General features: G+C 47.6%; 17 protein-coding genes. 8 read left to right on the top strand and 9 right to left on the bottom strand.

Annotated elements, in window-relative coordinates; all coding sequences use genetic code 11:
• Positions 1-255: 255 nt before the first annotated feature.
• Positions 256-3,429: a bifunctional cytochrome P450/NADPH--P450 reductase gene (locus tag ACDJ58_RS11045; protein ID WP_413377841.1), complete on the top strand. Its 3,174-nt coding sequence runs from the start codon at positions 256-258 to the stop codon at positions 3,427-3,429.
• A gap of 229 nt (positions 3,430-3,658) precedes the next feature.
• On the opposite strand, the gene ACDJ58_RS11050 is transcribed toward ACDJ58_RS11045, so the two are convergent.
• On the bottom strand, positions 3,659-4,060 hold the full coding sequence (locus ACDJ58_RS11050) for a hypothetical protein (protein WP_413377842.1): 402 nt from the start codon (positions 4,058-4,060) through the stop codon (positions 3,659-3,661).
• A 120-nt stretch (positions 4,061-4,180) separates the two neighbouring features.
• Here ACDJ58_RS11050 and ACDJ58_RS11055 point away from each other — a divergent pair, with 120 nt between their 5' ends.
• A complete protein-coding gene (locus ACDJ58_RS11055) occupies positions 4,181-4,525 on the top strand; it encodes a hypothetical protein (protein WP_413377843.1) in 345 nt (114 codons plus the stop codon).
• 162 nt (positions 4,526-4,687) lie between these two features.
• On the opposite strand, the gene ACDJ58_RS11060 is transcribed toward ACDJ58_RS11055, so the two are convergent.
• The 7 genes from ACDJ58_RS11060 to ACDJ58_RS11090 all read right to left on the bottom strand — a co-directional run bounded on the left by ACDJ58_RS11060 (position 4,688) and on the right by ACDJ58_RS11090 (position 14,389).
• Positions 4,688-6,334: an MGH1-like glycoside hydrolase domain-containing protein gene (locus tag ACDJ58_RS11060; RefSeq protein ID WP_413377845.1), complete on the bottom strand. Its 1,647-nt coding sequence runs from the start codon at positions 6,332-6,334 to the stop codon at positions 4,688-4,690.
• Between the two features lie 23 nt (positions 6,335-6,357).
• Positions 6,358-7,674, bottom strand: a complete 1,317-nt coding sequence (locus ACDJ58_RS11065; protein WP_413377846.1) for an ABC transporter substrate-binding protein — start codon at positions 7,672-7,674, stop codon at positions 6,358-6,360.
• A 79-nt stretch (positions 7,675-7,753) separates the two neighbouring features.
• The gene (locus ACDJ58_RS11070; RefSeq protein WP_063563342.1) at positions 7,754-8,593 is read right to left on the bottom strand and encodes a carbohydrate ABC transporter permease; all 840 of its coding nucleotides are present in this window, start codon (positions 8,591-8,593) and stop codon (positions 7,754-7,756) included.
• A gap of 5 nt (positions 8,594-8,598) precedes the next feature.
• The gene (locus ACDJ58_RS11075; protein ID WP_413379599.1) at positions 8,599-9,513 is read right to left on the bottom strand and encodes a carbohydrate ABC transporter permease; all 915 of its coding nucleotides are present in this window, start codon (positions 9,511-9,513) and stop codon (positions 8,599-8,601) included.
• A gap of 123 nt (positions 9,514-9,636) precedes the next feature.
• A complete protein-coding gene (locus tag ACDJ58_RS11080) occupies positions 9,637-11,202 on the bottom strand; it encodes a response regulator transcription factor (protein WP_413377847.1) in 1,566 nt (521 codons plus the stop codon).
• A complete protein-coding gene (locus ACDJ58_RS11085) occupies positions 11,174-12,991 on the bottom strand; it encodes a sensor histidine kinase (protein WP_413377849.1) in 1,818 nt (605 codons plus the stop codon). The genes ACDJ58_RS11080 and ACDJ58_RS11085 overlap by 29 nt, the downstream gene beginning before the upstream one ends.
• Before the next feature lie 108 nt (positions 12,992-13,099).
• Positions 13,100-14,389, bottom strand: a complete 1,290-nt coding sequence (locus ACDJ58_RS11090; RefSeq protein WP_413377851.1) for a Gfo/Idh/MocA family oxidoreductase — start codon at positions 14,387-14,389, stop codon at positions 13,100-13,102.
• 125 nt (positions 14,390-14,514) lie between these two features.
• Here ACDJ58_RS11090 and ACDJ58_RS11095 point away from each other — a divergent pair, with 125 nt between their 5' ends.
• A complete protein-coding gene (locus ACDJ58_RS11095) occupies positions 14,515-15,399 on the top strand; it encodes a helix-turn-helix domain-containing protein (RefSeq protein WP_413377853.1) in 885 nt (294 codons plus the stop codon).
• Positions 15,400-15,567: 168 nt separating this feature from the next.
• On the opposite strand, the gene ACDJ58_RS11100 is transcribed toward ACDJ58_RS11095, so the two are convergent.
• Positions 15,568-16,512, bottom strand: coding sequence for a glycosyl hydrolase (locus ACDJ58_RS11100; protein WP_413377855.1), 945 nt, complete (start codon positions 16,510-16,512; stop codon positions 15,568-15,570).
• 366 nt (positions 16,513-16,878) lie between these two features.
• On the opposite strand from ACDJ58_RS11100, the gene ACDJ58_RS11105 reads away from it, so the two are divergent.
• The 5 genes from ACDJ58_RS11105 to ACDJ58_RS11125 all read left to right on the top strand — a co-directional run bounded on the left by ACDJ58_RS11105 (position 16,879) and on the right by ACDJ58_RS11125 (position 22,167).
• Complete coding sequence (locus ACDJ58_RS11105) at positions 16,879-17,325, top strand: RidA family protein (protein ID WP_413377857.1); 447 nt, start codon at positions 16,879-16,881, stop codon at positions 17,323-17,325.
• A 5-nt stretch (positions 17,326-17,330) separates the two neighbouring features.
• Positions 17,331-17,921, top strand: a complete 591-nt coding sequence (locus tag ACDJ58_RS11110; protein ID WP_413377859.1) for a GNAT family N-acetyltransferase — start codon at positions 17,331-17,333, stop codon at positions 17,919-17,921.
• 496 nt (positions 17,922-18,417) lie between these two features.
• On the top strand, positions 18,418-19,230 hold the full coding sequence (locus ACDJ58_RS11115) for a phosphotransferase family protein (protein ID WP_413377861.1): 813 nt from the start codon (positions 18,418-18,420) through the stop codon (positions 19,228-19,230).
• A 43-nt stretch (positions 19,231-19,273) separates the two neighbouring features.
• A complete protein-coding gene (locus ACDJ58_RS11120; RefSeq protein WP_413377863.1) occupies positions 19,274-21,583 on the top strand; it encodes a class I SAM-dependent methyltransferase in 2,310 nt (769 codons plus the stop codon).
• On the top strand, positions 21,580-22,167 hold the full coding sequence (locus ACDJ58_RS11125) for a histidine phosphatase family protein (protein ID WP_413377865.1): 588 nt from the start codon (positions 21,580-21,582) through the stop codon (positions 22,165-22,167). The genes ACDJ58_RS11120 and ACDJ58_RS11125 overlap by 4 nt, the downstream gene beginning before the upstream one ends.
• The last annotated feature ends 41 nt before the right edge of the window (positions 22,168-22,208 follow it).

Raw genomic sequence — 22,208 nt, forward strand, 5'->3', positions numbered from 1 at the left:
TACGACTTTGAGACTGTTGAAGATTAGGACTGGAAATGTTAGGGTAAAAGAAAGATAACGAAGGAACCCATTTTTTTTAATCTAAACTGACCAATATACCATTTTGGTCAGTTGGTTCCGGTATAATTTTCAGGTTATCTGGATGAAATATGAAAATTTGCAGAAAATGAAGTCATGTCTATTGATCTGAAGTCGTAGTTGAACGAAGGTATTATTTCTTAGTCGAACGTATTACTTGGAAGAGGAGTGAGTATTATGGCGCAAATTTCAGTTCCCCAACCCAAAACTTTTGGGCCTTTAGGAAACTTACCACAGTTAAATACCGATGAGCCTGTACAATCACTGGTGAAACTCGCTGAAGAGTATGGACCCATTTTTCGAATGGATTATCCTGGCCGAAGTGAATTGTATATTTCAGGTCATGAACTGGTAGCTGAGGTCACCGACGAATCCAAATTCGATAAACGGGTATGGGCACCGCTGGAGAAGGTACGTGCATTTGCCGGAGATGGCCTGTTTACGAGTTGGACTCAAGAACCTAATTGGAAAAAAGCTCACAATGTGTTGCTGCCCAGCTTCAGCCAGCGTGCGATGCAGGGATATCACAACAAAATGATTGATCTCGCTGTACAGCTGGTGCAGAAGTGGTCCAGATTGAACCCGGATGAGACGGTTAACGTACCTGATGATATGACTCGTCTCACCCTGGATACGATTGGACTGTGTGGATTCAACTACCGGTTTAACAGCTTTTATCGGGAAGAGCCGCACCCTTTCATTACAAGCATGGTGCGAGCATTGGACGAATCGATGAGTTCGTTGCAGCGTTTGCGTCTGCAAGACAAGCTGATGATCACCAAAAAGAAACAGTTTGAGCAGGATATCCGTTCGATGTACTCACTGGTGGATCATATTATTGCGGAGCGTAAGGAGCAGCCCCAGGAAGGGGCGGACGATCTGTTGTCCCACATGCTTAGTGGCAAGGACCCGGAAACCGGGGAAACGCTGGACGATGAAAATATCCGTTACCAGATCATCACCTTCCTGATTGCTGGACATGAGACGACGAGTGGCTTGTTGTCCTTTGCCATCTATTATTTAATGAAAAATCCGGATACGCTCGCCAAGGCTCAAGCTGAAGCAGATCAGATTCTGAAAGATCCGGTTCCGACATATAATCAGGTCCGCAATCTGAAATATATTCGCATGGTTCTGAACGAAGCATTGCGGTTGTGGCCTACGGCTCCAGCATTCTCCTTATACGCGAAGAAAGACCTTGTTCTGGACGGGAAATATCCTTTGCAAAAAGGGGATAGTGTCAGTGTACTCATTCCCAAGCTGCACCGGGACCGCGACGCTTGGGGAGACGATGTGGAGGAATTCCGTCCGGAACGGTTCGAAGATCCGAGCAAGGTGCCACATGACGCCTATAAACCGTTTGGTAATGGTCAACGGGCCTGCATTGGTCAGCAATTCGCCCTTCAGGAAGCAACACTTGTGCTAGGTATGGTCCTGAAGCATTTTGAATTCATCGATCATGCGGACTATCAGTTGAAAGTGAAAGAAACGTTGACGCTCAAACCCGATAACTTCACGATCCGTGTTCGTGCACGCGGGGGTCAACCGGTCATGGCTGTGCCGGGTGTTGCCGTGGAGGAACCGACTCCGGTTGCCAAAAGACAAGAGCCGGATACAGCAAATGCCCATCACACCCCGATGCTTGTCCTGTATGGATCCAATCTCGGGACTGCGGAAGGCATTGCGCGTGAAATCGCAGATACCGCAAGATATCAGGGCTTCCGCAGTGAGGTGGCTACCCTGGATGATCGTGTAGGCAAACTTCCGAAGGAAGGCGTCGTCATCATTGTGAGCGCATCCTACAATGGTCAGCCACCAAGCAATGCCAAGGATTTCGTCGAGTGGATTGAACATGCGGATGCAGGGGAATTCCAAGGCGTTCGATTCTCCGTTCTCGGATGTGGGGATCACAACTGGGCCAGCACGTACCAGCGTATCCCGCGTTTGATTGATGAGCAGTTATCTTCCAAAGGAGCAGAACGGTTATCACCCATCGGAGAAAGTGATGCCAGCGGGGACTTTGAGAAACAGGTTGGAGACTGGACTGAGCAACTATGGCCGGATCTGGCACGAACTCTGGGCCTCAAGTTGAACACAAGCTCAGGTAGTGAGCGCAGTTCCTTGTCAGTACAGTTTGTCAGCGGACTGGCGGTAACGCCGCTCGCGGATACGTATGATGCACACGTTGCTGAAGTGCTTGAGAATCGGGAACTTCATGATGCGGGCAGTGAACGAAGCACACGTCATCTGGAGATTAAACTGCCTGAAGGCGCAACGTATAAGGAAGGCGATCACCTGGGCATTTTACCGCAAAACCCTTCTGAGCTCGTAGAACGAGTACTGAAACGATATGGATTCACAGGTACGGAACATCTGGTTCTTGATGCCTCTGGTCGCAGCGCAGCTCATCTGCCATTGCACCAACCGGTTAATTTGGTCGATCTGCTCAGTCACAGTGTGGAACTTCAGGAAGCAGCAACTCGGGCCCAACTGAGGGAACTCGCGGCGTACACAGTGTGTCCACCGCATAAGAAGGAGCTCGAAGCGCTTCTTGATGAGTCTGTATACATGGAAGAAGTGCGTAAGAAACGCATATCTATGCTGGATTATCTGGTGAAATACGAAGCATGTGAGCTGCCTTTCGAACGGTTCTTGGAACTGCTGCCTTCCCTGAAAGCCCGATATTATTCAATCTCCAGTTCACCACGAGTGCAGCCAGAGCAGGCAAGCATAACCGTCAGCGTAGTGCGTGCTCCGGCGTGGAGTGGTCAGGGAGAATATAAAGGCATAGCGTCCAACTATCTGGCGAACCTGAAGCCGGGTGAAGAGGTAGTCATGTTCATACGCACGCCTGAGTCCGGGTTCGAACTGCCAGAAAATGCAGAGGCTCCGATCATTATGGTTGGTCCGGGGACGGGCGTGGCTCCATTCCGTGGTTTCCTGCAGGCAAGACGTGTACTGAAGGAACAAGGTCAGCAGGTTGGCGAGGCCCATCTGTATTTTGGATGTCGTAACCCGGAACATGATTATTTATATAAAAATGAACTCGAAACGGCCGAGCAAGAGGGTCTTGTCCAGCTTCATACCGCGTTCTCCCGCGTGGACGGGGAAGAGAAATGTTACGTGCAGCATTTAATGAGAGATGATGCCCACAAATTGATTCCTCTGCTCGAACAGGGTGGACATCTGTATGTTTGCGGCGATGGCAGCAAGATGGCACCTGATGTTGAAGCAACACTCAAGAAAGCTTACGCTGATGTCAGCGGTAACTCCGTGGAGCAAGCCGATGCATGGTTAGAACGTTTGCAGCAGGAAGGTCGTTATGCCAAAGATGTGTGGACAGGTATCTGAGTGATACGTTCCTGATTCCAATGATGGATAGGCATCTGCGCGGTGAGACACAGAGGGGTTGTGCTCACCGCTTTTTGCTATGGCACAATATCCGAGCAGATCCATGCACGTATGAGTTATACTAGGAAAGAGAAATATGCATATCATGACATGGGGTTGACCCAAGGTATGAATCGTAACTCTAATCGGGCGATTGCAGGTACAGATATGAGTTCAGCTATGTCTGGTCTCATGATTTCTTCTTTTTATTCGTTGGACGATAGATCGATTCGACCTGAGTTAGCGGAAAGAGAATACGTGAGGAGAATTTACCTTTTCCCTGCAGCTCAATGTAATCCAGTCCAACACCAACAAGTCGGATATTGTTAAATGCGTTTCCGGATGGGAATACCGTGCGGATGCCTACCCGTATGCCTCGCCGTGCTCGTGGTACATCAAATACACGAATGGAAAACAAGCTGAGTGGAATAAATAGCTGCCGATTGACTTTGATGAAATTGCGCGGAAATACTTTGCTAATGATTCCAGGCTCCAGACCGGACAATGGAGCATTCAGTTCTGCCAGATGTCCCTGGAACTCGGCCAGACGCTGCTGAAGTGTTTTTCCTGTATGAAGTTGGTGCCAATTCATAAGCAATCCTCCGTTCGCCATTTATACCTACTATATGAATGGACGAGGGCAAGAGGTGAGCAAAATGGCGCCCATGTTACTCATGATAAGGTACAACTTAAGATATAGGGAGTGATTCAGATGGACGTGGAAATGTATAAAGACCTCATTCGGGATGAACGTGGCAACTATTATATCGCGGTACAGATAGAGGGTAATGAGCTTACGCTTGTCAACGCATTTGTTGAAGCATCGTTTACACCGGAACTGATCTATAATGAAGAATTTCGGAATAAACATAAAGAGATGGAAGGCGGCTTTGTAGGCAAAATCGCAATGGATCTTCTCCGGCATGATGTGGTCATGGGTTTGAAACAAATTGACAGAAAGCTGCTGGAGCTGTCGGAAGTTGAACAGAAGTACACGGTGAACTATATAGATACGATTGAGTTCTATCGCCACCCTGCGTGGGAGCGGAAAGCATAAGCGAAGGTTCATTTTCGTGGACAGTCCATTAGGATAGTAAAATCGTAAAAGCGCAAGTACAGGGGAGCTACCCTTGCCACTTGCGCTTTTGGCGTTGCAACTATTCATCGGGAATGGCCTTGTTATTGTTCCTGAGGCGAGCGCACTACTTACTTCAACGCACTAGCGATAGGAAGGATAGATGATGCCGATATCCCGTTCTGTTTTTAAGCTTCCCTCAGCATACCGCTGGAGTTCATTTCCTTTGATTCGAATCGGAATGGATTTTCCTCGATAGATCAGTTCACCCTCAATCGTGCGCACGCTCATTCCGATGACGCCTTCCAAATGTCCACCCTGATCCGTAATTAACCGAATTCCTGCTGGCCCCTCCATAAGAATCTTACCATCCTGATATACCGTTACCCGTTCTGGAGTGTTCACCAATTCAAAATGCAGCCCATTCACCGTACGGCTGTACGCCGTATGACCAGCGACTTCTTCGCCATGATCCATGTCGATGGGGAGAAGACCAGTAAACCACAGTTGGTCCGATCCAACCGACATGATGCCGCATAACCGTTCCACATAATCAAGCAGGCAAAGAATGGAGGGGGAATAGGTTTCCGTGAAACCCTCCTCCCCGGTCCATGGGCTTAAAGCCTGCGCAAAGCGCGTTGCTTTGGAAAGGGACGACAAGATGGGTTGCAGTACCCAGGTCAATTCCACATAGCGATGGTGATATTCAAATGCATGCGGTGCACGGATCAGACTCAGGAAATTGGATGCTCCACCCCAGCTGTTATAAGAGGAGAACGGATCGAACCGTGGATCATCCATCGACATGGAGGTAAACGGGTATTTGGCAAAAAACTTACTTGTATTCAGCAAATACCGGCGCAGCATGTTATCAAACAATTCACGGTCGCCCACCTCGCAGGCCATCACGCGCAGCAGCACATCGGACTGTACCCTGACGAATTCGTCATTGCGATCCCGGTCGTAGAAGAACATATCCTCTTCGTCATAACAGTAGCGGAAGAGACTTTCCAGGCTGGCTTCAGCTTTTGCTTTCCATTCACCACCAGACTCCCCAAGTTCCTCGGCCATTCGGGATAAATACATGCGCTGGCAATACATATTGGCGGTTAAGTCTGGTGCCAAAAAAGGCAGAACTGGAGAGTCCGGATGGTAGGACGCGGCATCATTCATATATGGTGTATCCGGGACATGCCAGAACCGGGGGGACAGATCATGCCCGGTATCAAAGGTACTAAATGCCTCCACACAGCCGGTCCCTCGGGTATTGCGATACGTTGCAATCCATTCGTCGTATTGTACCATGGCCTTGTACATGGTCTTCAGGAAGGAGCGGTTCTTTCCATGAAGTTGGTAGTGGTTCCATACGCTTCGTGCCAATGGTGTAACGAGCTGAATCTGGCGAAAGGATGGACCGTTCTCCGTTAGCTTATAAGGCAGCAATCCATCTTCTCTTTGGTGTCGGGCAAAAGCGAGATAGGTCGTTTCCGATACGGAAGGAATCAGACGTGACAGCAGCTCCGCATTAATGGTGCCTGTACTCTCCAGCCAGCAACCCAGATAGATGCCACCTTCCTGAAGGATGGGCTCACTGCCGTTCAGGGGCACAATGCAAGTCAGTAACTTCTCCAATGCGGAATAATAAGTCGCTTCCAGTCTTCCGCCGGATGCCGAGAATCGAACACCCGACGCCTGCCATTCCTGTATTAACTTTTGATCTTCCGGTTTACCTGGCTGCACATGATCGTGGATCGAGATCTGCCGCAGCTTGTTCAGCAGGGCTTCTGTCATGTCGACCTCCTTGTAGCGGTTATTTATTGATTGGATTCAAAAATTCGAACGGTGCCATTATAGAAGTCAGTCACAGCTTGCTCCACACTTTTTCGGCCAAAGCCGATTTCCTGGTTGGTTGTCTGGGCCAGCTTGGAGAATTCAGCGAATCCTGGAGGATTATAGCTCACGTCAAAAGGCTCCGTTTTCGTAGCTTCAGATACAAAGCTGGTGTAATTATATACGATCTCCTCAACAGGTCCCGCTTCTTGCTGAAGCAGATTGCGGTTGGCTTCCGTAACGGGCACGCCGCGGTCGTTGCCGAGAATTTTGGCTGCGTCCGGATCATTAATCCAGAAATCCATCAGGATCGAAACTTCTTTTGCATGTTTGGTATTCGCATAACCGGACAACCCCTGACTGGATTCAAATACAACCCCAGTTCCTTTTGGACCTCTTGGTACAGGCAAAAGAATTAGCTTATCTTCCGTGAGACTCTGGAAAGCAGCCAGTTGATTCGAAGGAAGTAGGCTCATAGCCGCCTTGCCCGTAATAAGCAAGGATTTACTCGTATCATCCGGTGGATTGGAAACCTGCAATTCAGGAGTGACCACACCTCCGGATTTGGAAGCTTGCTCCCAGTAAGTGAACCATTCCAAAATGTCTTCTTTTGCAAATCCGAGCGTGCCATTCTTCATATCATATAGCTGTTTGCCGCGTTGTTTCAAAAAGATGTCCATACCGTCAACCGTGAAATTATAGGTTCCATAATAGCCCTTGCCGAGTTTGTCGGACAGTTCTTTGCTGATCGCAGCATAATCTTCCCAAGTCCAATCCGAAGCTGGCAAAGGGATTCCCGCTTGATCGAATAGCGCCTGATTAACGACAATACCCCGTGCATTCGCACCAGCGGAAATATGCTGCAACTTTCCATCAAGACGCCCATACTCAACCATGGTGGCATCCATGCCATCCAGATTCAGTTCACTACCGACATAAGGGTCCAGGTTCAAAAGCACATCCTTCTTGGCGTAGTCAACCACATTACCCCCAAGGAAGAAAATATCCGGTGCCGTGCCTGACGCCAGCTGTGTATTCAACTTGTCGAAATATCCGGAGGAAGGCGCAAATTCACCTACAATTTTAATATTCGGATGTTTCTCCTGAAAAACCTTCAGGGCTTCGTTCGTAATATCTGCCCGTTTTTGATCGCCCCACCACATCATGCGCAGTTCGACTTGCCCGTCTTCCGCGGTCTTTGTTCCTGTCTGCTCATCAGCGCCGGTATGATCCGTTCCAGAGCAGGCAGTCACCAATAACAGGAGTGAAGCTATAACAGTGATCATTAATCGTTTGAACATGAGAAATCCCCCTGACAATGGATAATGAAAAACATAATATCTGTTGTACACGTATTGCGTCTGGAGAGGTATTTCGTAATCACTTCAGCCCAGTCGTTGCAATCCCCTCTAGAAAATAACGCTGAAATACCAGAAAGATGATGGTCACAGGAAGCAGAGAAAGCGTGGACATGGCGAGCAGTGCGCCCCAATCCGATTGTCCCGATGGATCGAACAATGACCGAATCCCAAGCTGTACGGTAAACAGATCAATTTTGCTCAGGTAGATCATCTGACTAAAGAAGTCATCCCAGCTCCAGATGAAGGTGAAGATCGCTGTTGTGATCAGGGCAGGAACGAGAAGAGGAACCACGATTCTGAAAAAAATCTGCGATTGCCCGCAACCGTCAATAGTTGCACTCTCGTCCAGCTCCCGTGGGATACCACGGATGAATTGAACCATGAGCAGAATGAAGAAGGAATCCTGTGCCAGCCACTTGGGCAGAATGAGCGGGAAATACGTATTAATCCAATGCAGCTCGTTATACAGAATGTACTGAGGTACCAGGGTTACATGGTAAGGAAGCATGATTGTGACCAGCATAATGCTGAACCACAGGCCTTTGAACTTGAACTTCAATCTGGAAAAGGCGTAGGCTGCAAGGGAACAAGAAATCACATTTCCCAACACACTCATGACTGAGATCAGCGCCGAGTTGCCGAAGAATCGGCCAAACGACACCCCTTGCAATCCTTTCCAGCCATTCACAAAATGATCGAGGGTGAAGCTGGTTGGAATCAGGCTGCTATTGGTGAAGATGAGATGATTCGGTTTAAATGAACTGAGAATTAACCATAACACCGGATACAACATCAGCAGACCGAAGAGGATAATGGCGGCATGCCTCCCGGCTTGAACCAAACGTCGCTTTAGTGGCATGTGTACTATCTCCCTTCCTGATTGTCGCCGTAGAACACCCAGAATTTCGAGGTGAGAAAGACGATTGCGGTGAATACCCCGATAATGACCAGCATGATCCACGCCAGGGCAGAAGCATAACCCATATCAAAGAACGAGAAGCCTTTCAGATACAGGTACAAGGTATAGAACATTGTGGCGTCGAGCGGGCCTCCGCGTCCATCCCCGATCACATAAGCGGGTGTAAAGGCTTGAAACGAATTGATCATGCTCATGATCAGGTTGAAAAAAATAACAGGCGAGAGCATCGGTAGTGTGATGCCAAAGAACTGGCGTACCTTTCCGGCCCCGTCGACGTCCGAAGCTTCATATAAATCGGCTGGAATTTGCTTTAGGCCAGCCAGGAAGATAACCATGGCCGAACCAAACTGCCATACAGAGAGTGTGACGATCGTATAGACCACATAATCGGGATGGGCAATCCAGGCGGGTCCGGTAATTCCGAACCAGCTCAGAAACTGATTGACCAAACCACTTCCCTCAAAAATCTGACGCCAGACGATCGCAATAGCGACGCTGCCTCCCAATAGGGAAGGGATGTAATACACGGTCCGGTATAAGCCGAGTCCCCGAATCCCTTTGTTCAGCGCCATCGCTACAAGTAGGGCGAAGGCAAGCCTTAGCGGAACGGATAGAAATACATAATAAAACGTTAGCCCCAAAGATCTGCGAAAGGTATCGTCTTCGGTAAAAATCTGGACATAGTTGCTGAGCCCCGTCCACGTTGGTGATGTTAACAAATTAAATTTCGTCAAGGACAGGTAGAGCGACGCAACCATCGGTCCGAGTGTCAGACAGACAAGTCCGATGAGCCAGGGCAGCAGAAACAAATAGGCTGTCATATTCTGCAGGCCGTATAACGGCTTGGACAGCTTTCTCATCATAGGCCTCCCTTCAGGATTGGATGTGAATTCGTGATCACCGCAGAATTGAATCCGCTTACAATATTTGCGGCGATTCTCTTGGTAAATTCATCATACCGGGGAGGGGGAGAAGCTGGAATCTCATTTCTTCGGATCATGATTATCAATTTTTTCGGAATGCAGCAAACGATAATCCGAAGGGCTTATGTTGAACATTTTTTTGAATTTTGAACTGAAATAGCTTGGGGAACGGAAGCCTGTCAGCTCTGTAACATCCCAAACGGTTAGTTGGGTTTCCTTCAGTAAACGTATGGCATGTTTCATTCGCACCTCGGTTACATATTGAATAAAAGAGATGCCGGCAGCTTCTTTGAATATCTCTGAAAAATAGGTAGAGTTGTAGTTATATTGCTCAGCTAACGAAGTTAATGTCAGTTCCAGCATGTAACTTTCCTCGATATATCGTTTGGCCGATTCAATAACCGTATCTTCTCCAACCTCGGATGGCTGCTGTTGATTCACAAAATCTTCCGCCCAATGCATCAGCAGCAGTTCTGCCTGGTCTGGAGTCTTTAGCCAAAGCACCCATTCCGGGGAAATCCACGAGGATTCCTGTTCGAACAATAATGAAATTTGAAAAAGGCTTCGGATCATATGGGAAGTGGATATCCGAAATGAGTCAGCAAGCTCCTTTCGAATCACGCTGCGGAAGGAATCCAGCTCTCCACGAATGAGGCAACGATGCAGCATGCGACTGGTTTCCTCAGGCAGTAATGGACTATGATCTACTACGGGCACACGGTCCTGTGCACCTTTGCGTCCAGCAGAGTTCCATGCCAATAGGGAATGAATATAGCCTTCTTTCCAGCGCTCAAACCCAGACACGGACAATCCCAATCCAACTTGTACATCCATCGTTAAGACAGAGCGGGTCTGTGCTGTGATCTGCTGAGCAAATTCGTGCTGAATACCTTCCAATGTTATGAAATGCATGATTCCAGGGTGGGCTCCGTCATGGAATATTTGCACGTTATCTGGATAGGATTGAGCCATTTCGTGACAAAGCAGCTCAAAGGGAAGGTAGAGCTTTTCGGGAACACGTTCCACTGAGGCAGTCTGTATACCGGAGTTTCGCATGCCAGCGGTGATGAAACAGACGCTGTGATCCTGCCAGGATTCCAGATGAAACAGCCGCATCCGCTCTGGCAGTGAAGAAGGTGGGAGGCGGTGTCCCCTAACAAGATCAAGCAGGAAACGTTGCTTCATTTCTTTGTAATACTGGGAGAGACGCCATTGCATCATTTCGGAATCGCCGTGCAGCTGTGTCTTTTTATCCAACTCATCTTTGATTTTATTTAAAGTGGTTTTCAGTTCATCCCGGGTTACAGGCTTCAGCAAATAGTCCATGGCCTGGCTGCGCACACCTGCTCTGGCATAGTGGAAATCTTCATATCCAGTGATGATCATAATTTGAATGGAAGGATTAAGGCTTCGGCAAACGTCCAGCAATTGGACGCCATCCATGACAGGCATGTTCATGTCTGTAATTAACAAGTCAAAATGTTCAGCTTTCAGAAGATCTTCCGCTTCGATGCCGTTTGCCGCTTCACCTGAAATGACAAAGCCCAGGTCTTGCCAGTTCACTTTCAATTTTAGTCCTTCGCGAACCTCGATCTCGTCATCTGCGATCAATACGTTGTACATCATATTCCTCCTGTGCGGGTAGAATCAGTTCAATAGACGTGCCGTTATGTTCTCCGTTCTCGATCTGAATGGCAAACAGACTTCCGTAATGCAAGCGGCAGCGTGCAACCACATTACCCAGTCCAATGTGCCAGCTTTGGCTTCGCAATAGGGGTTCCAGCTGAGATGTTTCAATAGGATCATGGAGTTTCTGAATGATTTCGGCTGGAATCCCGGGCCCATTGTCTGAAATGTTGAAATGCAGGCGGTTATTCCGTCTGGAGATCCGGATGTGTACTTCTGCCGTCGTCTGATGCTGGAAGCTGTATTTGACGGCATTCTCAATAAGCGGCTGAAGAATAAATTTGATGATGACCAGGGAATCCAGCCTGCCTTCCTGTGTCAGAGTAATGTCCAGCTTATGACCGAAACGGGTTTGCAGAATGGAGATATAGTGCCGGATATAAGCCAGTTCCTCTGCAAGCTGTACCCTGTCGTCACTTGTATTCATGGAGAATCGCATCATTTTGCCCAGATCCTCAATGACCTGAATTGTATCATCTGTTCGGCGCTGCATGGCGAGACTGCTCACCAGTTCCAGCGTGTTAAACATAAAATGAGGATTAATCTGCATGAGTAGCGCTTTATACTCAGCTTGCTGGCGGAGCAGCTTCAACTCGAATTCATTCTGGATGTGCTGTCGCAATCGGCTGATCATGTAGCGGAAAGTGGAGATGACATAACTGACTTCGCTTTTTACATTTTTATCTGGAGGTAGAAGGGACTCTGCTTGATCGAATGCGCCGCGCTGTACCTGTCTCATAGCCAGTACTAGTCGTGTTAAAGGTTTGGTGACGCCATAAGAGAGCCATGCAGCGGCAAACAAAGAGACGAGAATGAGAACAATGGTGACCACCAGGATAGTACTCTGAAGTTTGTGAAGAGAAGAATATAGCTCTTTTTCCGGTGCCAGACCAGCCAGCATCCAGCCCGTACGCCCCAGCTTTTTGTATACCAGAATATCACGCTGTCCTTCATCATTGTTCAGGTACACCACACCCGATTTGAGCGAGTTGTTCCGAATCTTATCGATTTCTGCTAAAGCTTCGGCACCAAGCTGATTGGCCTGTTGTGAAAGAATAGGGCTTCCTTGTTCGCCCAGCAGAAAAATAGTGCTGCTCTCGGCCAGATGGATTCGGTTAAGCGGTTCCAGAAAGTAAGATTCGCTGACATTAATTTTCATCACATTCTGAGCTGTAGCATGGTGAAAAGTCCCGAGGGGCATCAGCAGACTAACTACCGGGTTGCCATGATCCCTTATGTTTTCATGTTGATCGGTATGTGCAGGCAACCAGTGATTTCCAGAGATGAAGAAATTTTTGTACCACGATTCTTGCAAAAAGAGAGGGTCAGTCGTTACTTGATTCTCACTGCCAATCCGCAGTCCATTTCGTCGATAGATGGATACATCGGAGATACTGGTGTAGCTGTTCGTAGCCTGGGTCAGAAAGCGGCTCATCGCCAGACTGACAAGCATCTTTTCCCCTTCAGGTAGGTTGGGATCAGTTATCGCGTTATCCCAGTTCTTGGCGATATCGCTGTTGAAGACAAGAGAGGCTACATCATAGATCTGCATTTGAACCATATCGACATAGGAGCCGTATTCCTCCATCTTCTCAAGAGCAGAGGATTCAATGTAGGAACGAATTACGGTGCGTGATTCCTTAAAGAGTAGGAAGGAGAGTGTGCCAAAACAGAGAACGAAGAGCACAACGATAAAGGCGATCAGGCGGCTTTTTAATGAGAAAAACATGGGTTCCTCCTTAAGCGAATAGACTTGAATGCCGTCGTCAAAATGTGAAAAAAGACTGCGTAATATACGCAGCCTTTAATTAAATGTGGTTGGAGCGGCCTTGCGTTCCTAGAAACGAACCAGATTGTTGATGCGAACAGGTAAACCAGTTGCTATGGCGCGATTGGCTGCAATTCCGGTGAGGATGGATCTCGCTCCATCCAACTGGTTGGCAGCGCGGTGGTATGGATCTTCCGCTGGCTCTCCAAACAGATCATTCAGAAGTACAGGATCGCCTCCGCCATGGCCGCCTTCTTTTTCCTCGACCTGAACCTCGTACGGGGCATCGAACATGGGAAGGACCCGCAGTGTTTTCCCAATCAATGCACCTTCAAGATTTTTGTCACCCAGCGAGTTAACATAGGATTGTTCCACAATGTTCATTTCGATCCGGCCTTTAGTGCCGTTAATGGCGATGCGATAGCCTTCCCACGGCTGGTATGCAACCAGTGAATAGGTCAAAATGGCTTTATTCTGATACTGGACAAGAACGCCCATCGTATCCTCAATGTTGATGCCATCTCCGAATACGCTTTGATCCCGCTGGTAGCCGTCTTCCGGCTCAGCATCCAGATACATGGCTTTGAGATGTGCATCCGAATCCAGGTGCAGGGCAAAAGGATCTTCTTGCGCAAGCGGGTTGCCTGTTGCGCGAGTGTAAAACTGGGTCACGCCTCGTTCCTCAGCGTTTTCTCTACCATAATACATGAGATCGCCAAATGCGAAAACGGTCTCAGGCTGCGAACCGATCCAGAAATTGACCAAGTCGAAGTGATGCGTGGATTTGTGCACGAGCAGTCCGCCACTATTACGCTTGTCCCGGTGCCAGCGGCGGAAGTAATCTGCGCCATGGCGCGTATTTAGCAGCCATTCGAAGTGGACCGAAGTCACTTTTCCGATCGTGTCATTCTGAATCAGTTCACGTATCTTGGTATGGTGCGGCGCATAGCGGTAGTTAAAGGTGACGCGTATATTTTGTCCAGTCCGCTTGACGGCATCAAGAATATCCTGACATTTGTGCTCATCGATGGTCATGGGCTTCTCAGTCACAACATCACAGCCAAGCTCCATTGCCCGAATGATGTATTTGTGGTGGGTGCGGTCGATGCTGGTTACAATGACGAAGTCCGGCTTCTCGTTCTCAATCATTTGATCGAACTGATCTGCAGGATAGGTTGGCACCTCATTGTATTTATATTTTTCCCTCAGCAGCTGATTGGCGTAATTCATGCGGATCTGGTTAATATCACAAAAAGCTGCAAGTTCGGATGTTTCCCTGAAATTTTGGGCTAATGCTCCATAGAAAAATTCAGCACGGCCGCCTGTTCCGACCAATACGTAGCGTTTTTTGTTACTCATGTCTATCGCCTCCTTGAATATAGCTCTAGACTATAACAAGGAAGCACTTCTTTCGCCGCTTTTTGTGCGTAATCGCTTTCAAATGCCGCTTATTTTGCTATAATTCAACTAAAGGGGGCAGCTGCATGATACAGACATTTCGAGCGGATTACAATGATCCCACCGGATATTTGAATATCGAATATGATCGCCGCATTGGATATTTTTCCATGACGGATGACCATCTGCATGACCATTACGAGCTGTACTACCTGCTATCGGGTGAGCGCATATACTTCATCAAGGATCGAACTTACCGGGTCCAAGCCGGAGATTTCATATTCATTAACCGGAATACCGTTCATAAAACGATGGAGAGTGGAAGGCCAGACCATGATCGAATTGTTCTGTATATCAAGCCAGAGCTGTTCACCGAACTGGCCATTTTACCTGAACTGGCTGAGGGACTGAAGGAGCCATTCGGCTGGAATATTCCCATTCTGAGGCTTCCTTCACAGGAATGTGAAACAGCGGACCGAATGGTCAGTGAAATGATTGATGAGATGGTCCATACCAGAGCTGGAAGCAGTCTGCTTCTGCGTCATCGATCCGTTGAACTGCTGTTGTTTGCTTACCGTAACAAACATCTGGGCACCGTGCACTCGGCCGACAGTGAGCCGGTTCTGCATCCCAAGGCACAGGCGGTGGTGCGCCATCTCAACGATAACTATCAGCAGGCTTTAGCGCTGCCTGAAGTGGCTGCATTATTTCGAATTAGTCCCCATTATCTCAGTCGCCTGTTCAAACAGACCACAGGTTTCACGTTCAGCGATTATCTCAACCTGCTTCGCGTGAAGGAGGCGCAGCGTTTGCTGCGTGAAAGCGAGGATTCCATAACGGAGATCGCTCTGCGAGCGGGATTCAGCAATTTTTCACATTTCGGGAAGATGTTCAAGCGGACGGTTCAGGTGTCACCAAGGACATATCGTCAGGAGTATAGAGAAGCAAGTTCGATGAGAGTGCTGAAATAGGGTGAACTGCGATATAGATATAGTATAGATATGAAAAGATAGATTTAATGAATAGAAGAAGGACCTGACAGGCCCTGTTGAAACAGGGATATGCTCAAGTCCTTTAGGAGAATTCAATGATTGGCTATTACACTTTGATTATTTGCTATACATCATGGACAACGCCGCTCAAACCGAAATTTGACTTGTATCGTTCTCCGGTCGCAACTTCATCTGTAACTCTTCATCTCGTGGACAGACCATCACACCATCAATGACATCAAGGCGTGCGGCTTGAATGGAGGAACGACGTGCAGGTTCGCTGGCATGATCGATACCTTCGCTCCGGTCCGGGTGGGTAAAATAAAAGATATAGGCTTCATCATCTTGTACGACTACATCTGCATGCAAACCAATTACACCATCATCCTCACGATTCCCCGGCTGATCGAGAATCAGACTGTTCCATTCCCAATGCTCCAGGTCATCCGATTTGTAAACGGCCTGTCCTCTCCATTCGTCAACAATCATCCAATACGAATCATTGAAACGAAATACGTTCGGCCCTTCATGTGCACGTCCTGTAATGACCGGACCGATGACTTCCCAATGGTAGAGATCTGGGCTGTCTGCTGCATACGTATGGGACGAATTAGCTTCATCCTTGTACCACATCCGGAATTTTCCGTTCGGAAGCGGGTATATACATGCATCAATCACACGATCCGAGCTAAGCTCCAGTTTGCCGTGGAATGTCCAAGAGAGCAGATCCATACTGGTGTAATGCAAAATGTGCCGATCATGGCCCGCCCAGTCATGAGGCACCCCTTGAATGTAACTGACATACATGTGATACGTGCCTTCATGCCAGAAAATTTCGGGTGCCCAGAACGTATTATGTCCCCATTCATGCTCCAACCCGGTTAACGTACCGCGATATGTCCACGTCTGTCCACCATTAGCCGAAGAAGCTACGCCCAGATCCGTGCCATGCACCCAGGCGAACTTTGGCCCTCCGGCTGTGGCTCTGCGATTGGTATAAATCATCCACCAGGTTTGTTCGGAACGATTCCACACAACGACCGGATCAGCAGCCCCATCAAAGATGGGATCACGAAACAATGGTGCACTCATGATTGATTCCTCCTTATATTCAATTCCATTGATTTTGAGAGTCATTACTTCTATCGTAAAAGAAATGATTTGAAATTACAATATAACGTTTTCAGTATTTAAGGAATTATATATTTATTAATTCTTTTATCTTTCAATTAAATCTAACATCGTAAACAGTACCCTTGTAATGTAGTTTGGTGCAATTGATACAGATCGACATTCGCAATGTAATTAATTACTTATATAGAAGGAAAATAACCCTTCAACCCATTTTACATCTTGCGGTTCAAGAGCAACCGGCGTATATTGAGATTTAACTAAATTGGGAATAAATTGAAAGATTGATAGCTTGTAAAGACATTTTTGTACATAAAGGAGAAGCCGATGATACAGACCAGATTGGACGAATTGGGCATTGTATTGCCCCAAGCAAGTACGCCGGCAGCAAAGTATACCAATGCGGTAATTGTAAATGGAATCATGTATGTGTCCGGTAAAGGGCCGGATACGCGAGAGCATGGCAAACTAGGGGACCAGTTTACGACGGAGCAGGGATATGAATTTGCCCGAAATGCTGCCATCGAGGTGTTGGCTGTCGTTCAGGAAGTCCTTGGTTCGCTGGATCGGGTGAAGCGGGTGGTTAAGGTGCAGGGGTTCATCAATGCCACTGCCTCGTACGAGGAGCACCATAAAGTGTTAAACGGGTTCTCGGATCTCATGCTGGATGTGTTCGGAGAACAGGGAGTACACGCCCGTTCCGTATTTGGTGCTGTATCCGTGAGGGATAACTTGCCGCTGATCATTGACTCGATATTCCAGGTGGAGGAGTAGAATTCATGACCAATCCAGCTTCGATTAATCCGTTAATGCTGTCTTTTCCCGAAAGTTTTGATACACCGCGTTTGACTATTCGTGCCCCGAGGTGGGGAGATGGAGCGGCAGTGAATGAGGCAATTCGTGAAAGTGCGGAGCAATTACGTTTGTGGCTGCCTTTTGCCGAGAACATACCTTCACTGGAGGAATCGGAAGCGAATGCTCGCAAAGCCAGTCTGCAATTTCTGGAGCGTACCGACATGATGCTTCATTTACGTGACCGATTTACGGATGAATTCGTGGGCAGCAGCGGACTGCATCGAATCGACTGGAATGCACGTTGTTTTGAGATCGGTTACTGGATTAGAACTTCGCGTGCCGGTGAGGGTCTCATGACGGAAGCAGTCAGAGGTATAGAGCAGTTCGCAATATCTTATCTAGAGGCGAATCGGCTGGAAATCCGCTGTGATGCCCGCAATGTGCGAAGTGCCAAAGTGGCTGAGCGTGCAGGCTATACGCTTGAAGGTGTACTGCGCAAGATGCGGCGTGACAGTACTGGTACGTTAGTAGATATGATGGTGTTTGCCAAAGTAAGAGGGGATGAGTTTGAATAAAATAGGTTGAATTGAGATAAGAAATGAATCGTAAGAATGATTTAAAAGAAAGAAACGGCTCCTGGAAGAACACGTTGTGTTGTTCTCCAGAGCCGTTTTTTTGCTATGGCTGTCTTGAAGAAAAGTGAAGGCAAGTTCCACGATTCGCATGCTGCTAATTGCTGTAGTCATATTTGCAAGGCAGGGTCTGTACGGACGAACACGGAAATATTATTGAAATTTATTTCTTTGTAAGCTGATTCTGTTTCTACTATATATGATGTATTTGCTGTTACGACGCAGGGGGATATAATGAAGAAAAGGATCCAGAATGGAAGAAAGAGTGATGCATCTTTTCATGCCATCATATAAACGAAGCCAATTGGGCCAGGAACAAATCACCAACATGCAAGATAGCCACCGGACGATTGGCATTCAGGGAAATGAATGTATGATAGCTGTGGGTGAACATCAATAGGCTGAATGAATCAAGCGTTCATATCAGGAGGAATGAAGAATGAGACGGATTGGGCAAGGACGAACGGCTGAGATCTATGAGTACCCATCAAATCAGATTATGAAATTATACCATGCGGATTTTCCAACCGAAGCTGTCCAGAATGAGTTTCGAATTACCGAGGCAGTATTCCAAAAGGGCTTGCCTGTGCCACAGGCGAGGTTGTTTATGGATGATGTATCGCGTAAAGGGATTATATTTGAACGGATTGAAGGCAACACGATGTTATCCCTCATGATTCAGGAGCCCGTGTTGATCGAAGAACTATCGCGTCAAATGGCAGTCTGTCATCATAGCCTTCACGCCCAACAGGATGATGAAGGAGCATTCCCCACACAAAAGCAGATTCTTACTGGAGCCATTCGAAATACCTCTCTGTTGTCGGAAGAGGATAAGACGCAGGTAATTGCTTATTTGTCGTCTCTTCCAGAGCGAAAGCAAATTTGTCATGGCGACTTTCATCCCGATAATGTCATGTTAAATGAAATGAGAGATCAATATTGGGTTATAGACTGGATGACAGGCATGTCGGGTGATCCAGCGGGTGATGTGGCACGCAGCTGGGTAATATTAATGAGCGGAACGTTGCCGGAGGATACAGACCCGGCTGTTCATAAGGGATTTGAATTGGCTCGCAATGTAATGTTGGATCATTATATCCAACATTACATCCAGATTTCCGGGATATCCCGCCAGGAGTTGGATGCCTGGATTCTGCCTGTCGCGGCTGCACGTTTAGACGAGAGGTTACCTGCAGTGGAAGCGGATCAGTTAATCAAGCTTGTGCAGGATCGTATTCGTCTGCTGAAATGACATTTTTAGTTTAACTAACAAGGATAACGAGGTGAAGAAATCCATGCTGAACGCATTAAAGGCCATACAATCTTACAAATCAGGCCATCTCCCGGAAGGGGAGCAACCGCTGTGGCTGCAGCTACTGGCAGCGGCAGAGCAGCCGAATATTAACCTGGAACGCATTCATTCTATAGCTGAGCTGGAAGGCACGAATCCGGTACTGGATTACATAGAACGCACACTCCAGGTGCTGGAGCAGCTTCAAGTTTCTTTTTGGATGCGAGAAATTCTGGAGGATGTGCTGGTCTGGTCGGAAACGGCAAAGGCAGGATCACCGAAACAGCGGCGAAAATGGCAGAAACAGGGGGTTAACCTGTTCGTGCACAATGTGGGTTCAGCACAGCTATATGACATGTACGGAAGTGTTGGAAATTTGCATGGCAAGCAAGGCCATCGTGAGGAGGAAAATTCATCTCGATCGGAATCACCGAGTGATTTATCAAATGATGATCCAAGTGACAGTACACTAATTGCACAAACTGCATATGGTTCACCCACACCTCGGTATGAGATCATTCGTACCCTTATTGCCACACACGGACTTATTGGTCAGTACATAAGAGGAGAAATCCCATTTGCCGAAAATGCCCCACTGCACTCGTTCATAACGCAAGGGTGGCTGACCGCAGATGAATTGCAGGCCATCCTGATGGCATTAAATGAATGCATCATTGCTGGCGTTGATCCATCGCTGTGGAATCAAGTTCAGGCTGAAGTGCAGCGTATCGTAGGCTGGATCATTACAGAGCCGCATCATACGGACTGGAATGTGAAGGAGCGGCTGTCACGCTTACGGAGCTCGTCTATACGTCAGGGAGAAGCGATGGATGAAGCATATGCCAAACTTCAAGCCCAGCTTGAGATAGAGAAACTTCTCGCTCCTCTGGCTCATCGGACCTTATGGTATGTGGAGTCAGCGATGCATGATTTTTCGTTGCAGGAGATGGTTAAGATCTTCCTTTTGACACTGCATAGTGAAGCTATGGTGTTATCTGTAGATGATTTGATTATGAACAGCACAGGTACAGTCATAGTAGCCGACGAAGAAGCAGTGGGCTTGAATTTGACTTCGCAGGAACAACAAATGGATGTGGTAAGGCATATCAGCTTCGAACCATTAATGAACACGATGTATTACGACTACAAGGGTGTCAAGAAACTGAATATTTACAAGAAACGAATGATTGAAAAGTATTTGGAGCAATATTCGTGGGAGCAGATTGAAGCAGGTGAGACGATTACTTACCCTCATTTGACACATCGAATTGAACGGCATCCGGATTTGCGGGATACGGTATTTGTGACATTTGAATTTTCCCCGGCGGCGGAGAAGCTGATTGCTTTCTGTATTGAGGCAGAAAAGTCTCCGTTATACGAGAAGGCTGTGCTGTTGTTATTTGACCTATTTGGATTGCGTCGGGATGCGTATGATCGGTTCCATAATGAAGAGACGTATCTGGCCGACATGAACAGCTCAGGTGATTACAAGAAAGTACTACTGGATTACATGGTTGGCAAACGTGTGCTCGATATCGGTCCCGGCGGTGGAATATTGCTCGATCTGATTGAACAGGAACGACCTGAGATGGAACCAATCGGCATTGATATTTCAGCGAATGTCATTGAGGCGTTGGAGCGCAAAAAGCAGCGGGAGGCACATCGCTGGCAAGTATTGAAGGGGGATGCTCTCCAACTGGATCAATACGTGCAGCCAGGCACGGTGGATACGGTTATTTTTTCATCCATTCTGCATGAACTGTATTCGTATATTGAGCGTGACGGACGCAGATTTAATAGGGATACGGTTGTTGCTGCGCTAAGAAGTTCGTTTAACGTGTTGTCCCCCGGGGGCCGGATTCTGATCAGGGATGGTATCATGACTGAACCCGAAGCACAGAAGCGTCGAATTCGTTTCCTTGAACCGGATGGGATGCGATGGCTAGAGCGGTATACGCAGGATTTCCAGGGACGCAGCATTGAATTTGAGCGGATTTCCGATAACGAGGCACTACTGGATATCAACGATGCGATGGAATTTCTGTACACCTATACATGGGGCGAAGAAGCATATGTCCATGAGATTCAGGAACAATTCGGCATATTTACCCCATCGACATATGAGCACTGTATTCGCGAAGCGCTAGGTGAGCAAGCCGAGATTATTACATTCCGGCACTTTCTTCAAGAAGGATATACGGAGGCGCTTGGAGAACGAATTATATTTATGGATGAACAGGGTCAACCTGCATCTTTGCCAGACAGCACCTGCCTGATTGTGATTGAAAAGAAGAAAGGAATGGCGGACAGATGACAAATGAAGCCAACACGGCTTTATATTTTGTAAGGCATGCGGAATCTGAATATATCGAAGGGCAGGAACGCGAGCGAGGTCTAACGGAACAAGGAAAAAGAGATGCGGCTAGCGTTGCGGGTCTGCTCCACTGGGAGCAGATACAATCGTTTTATTCCAGCCCGTATAGACGGGCCGTGGATACGATTCAGGGATTGGCTGAAGTGTCAGGCGGCATGGTGGTCACCGAAGAGGATTTACGTGAGCGTGAGCTGTCAGGTCCTGAAGTGAAGCATGAACATTTTCGTGAAGCCAAACAAAGGCTTTATGATGATCCTGCGTTTGCTTATTCAGGTGGAGAATCCGGCGAAGTCGCCGTTTCGCGTGCAATCGCTGTTATACAGCTTATCCTGGATAGGCATCCGGGACAAAAAATAGTGATTGGCACCCATGGGGATATCATGACCCTGATTTTCAATTATTATGATCCATTCTATGGTTATGACTTCTGGGCAAACACAACGATGCCGGACATCTACAAACTGGAGTTTGATCGTGAAGGCAGGTTGGTTCAAGTAACTCGATTGTGGGAAGAACAGGTTTAGTTTCTCTAGGTAACACGTTCTAACGACGATAGGAGGCGATC

It is taken from the genome of Paenibacillus taichungensis (assembly GCF_047302525.1).
Classification (GTDB): Bacteria; Bacillota; Bacilli; order Paenibacillales; family Paenibacillaceae; genus Paenibacillus; species Paenibacillus taichungensis_B.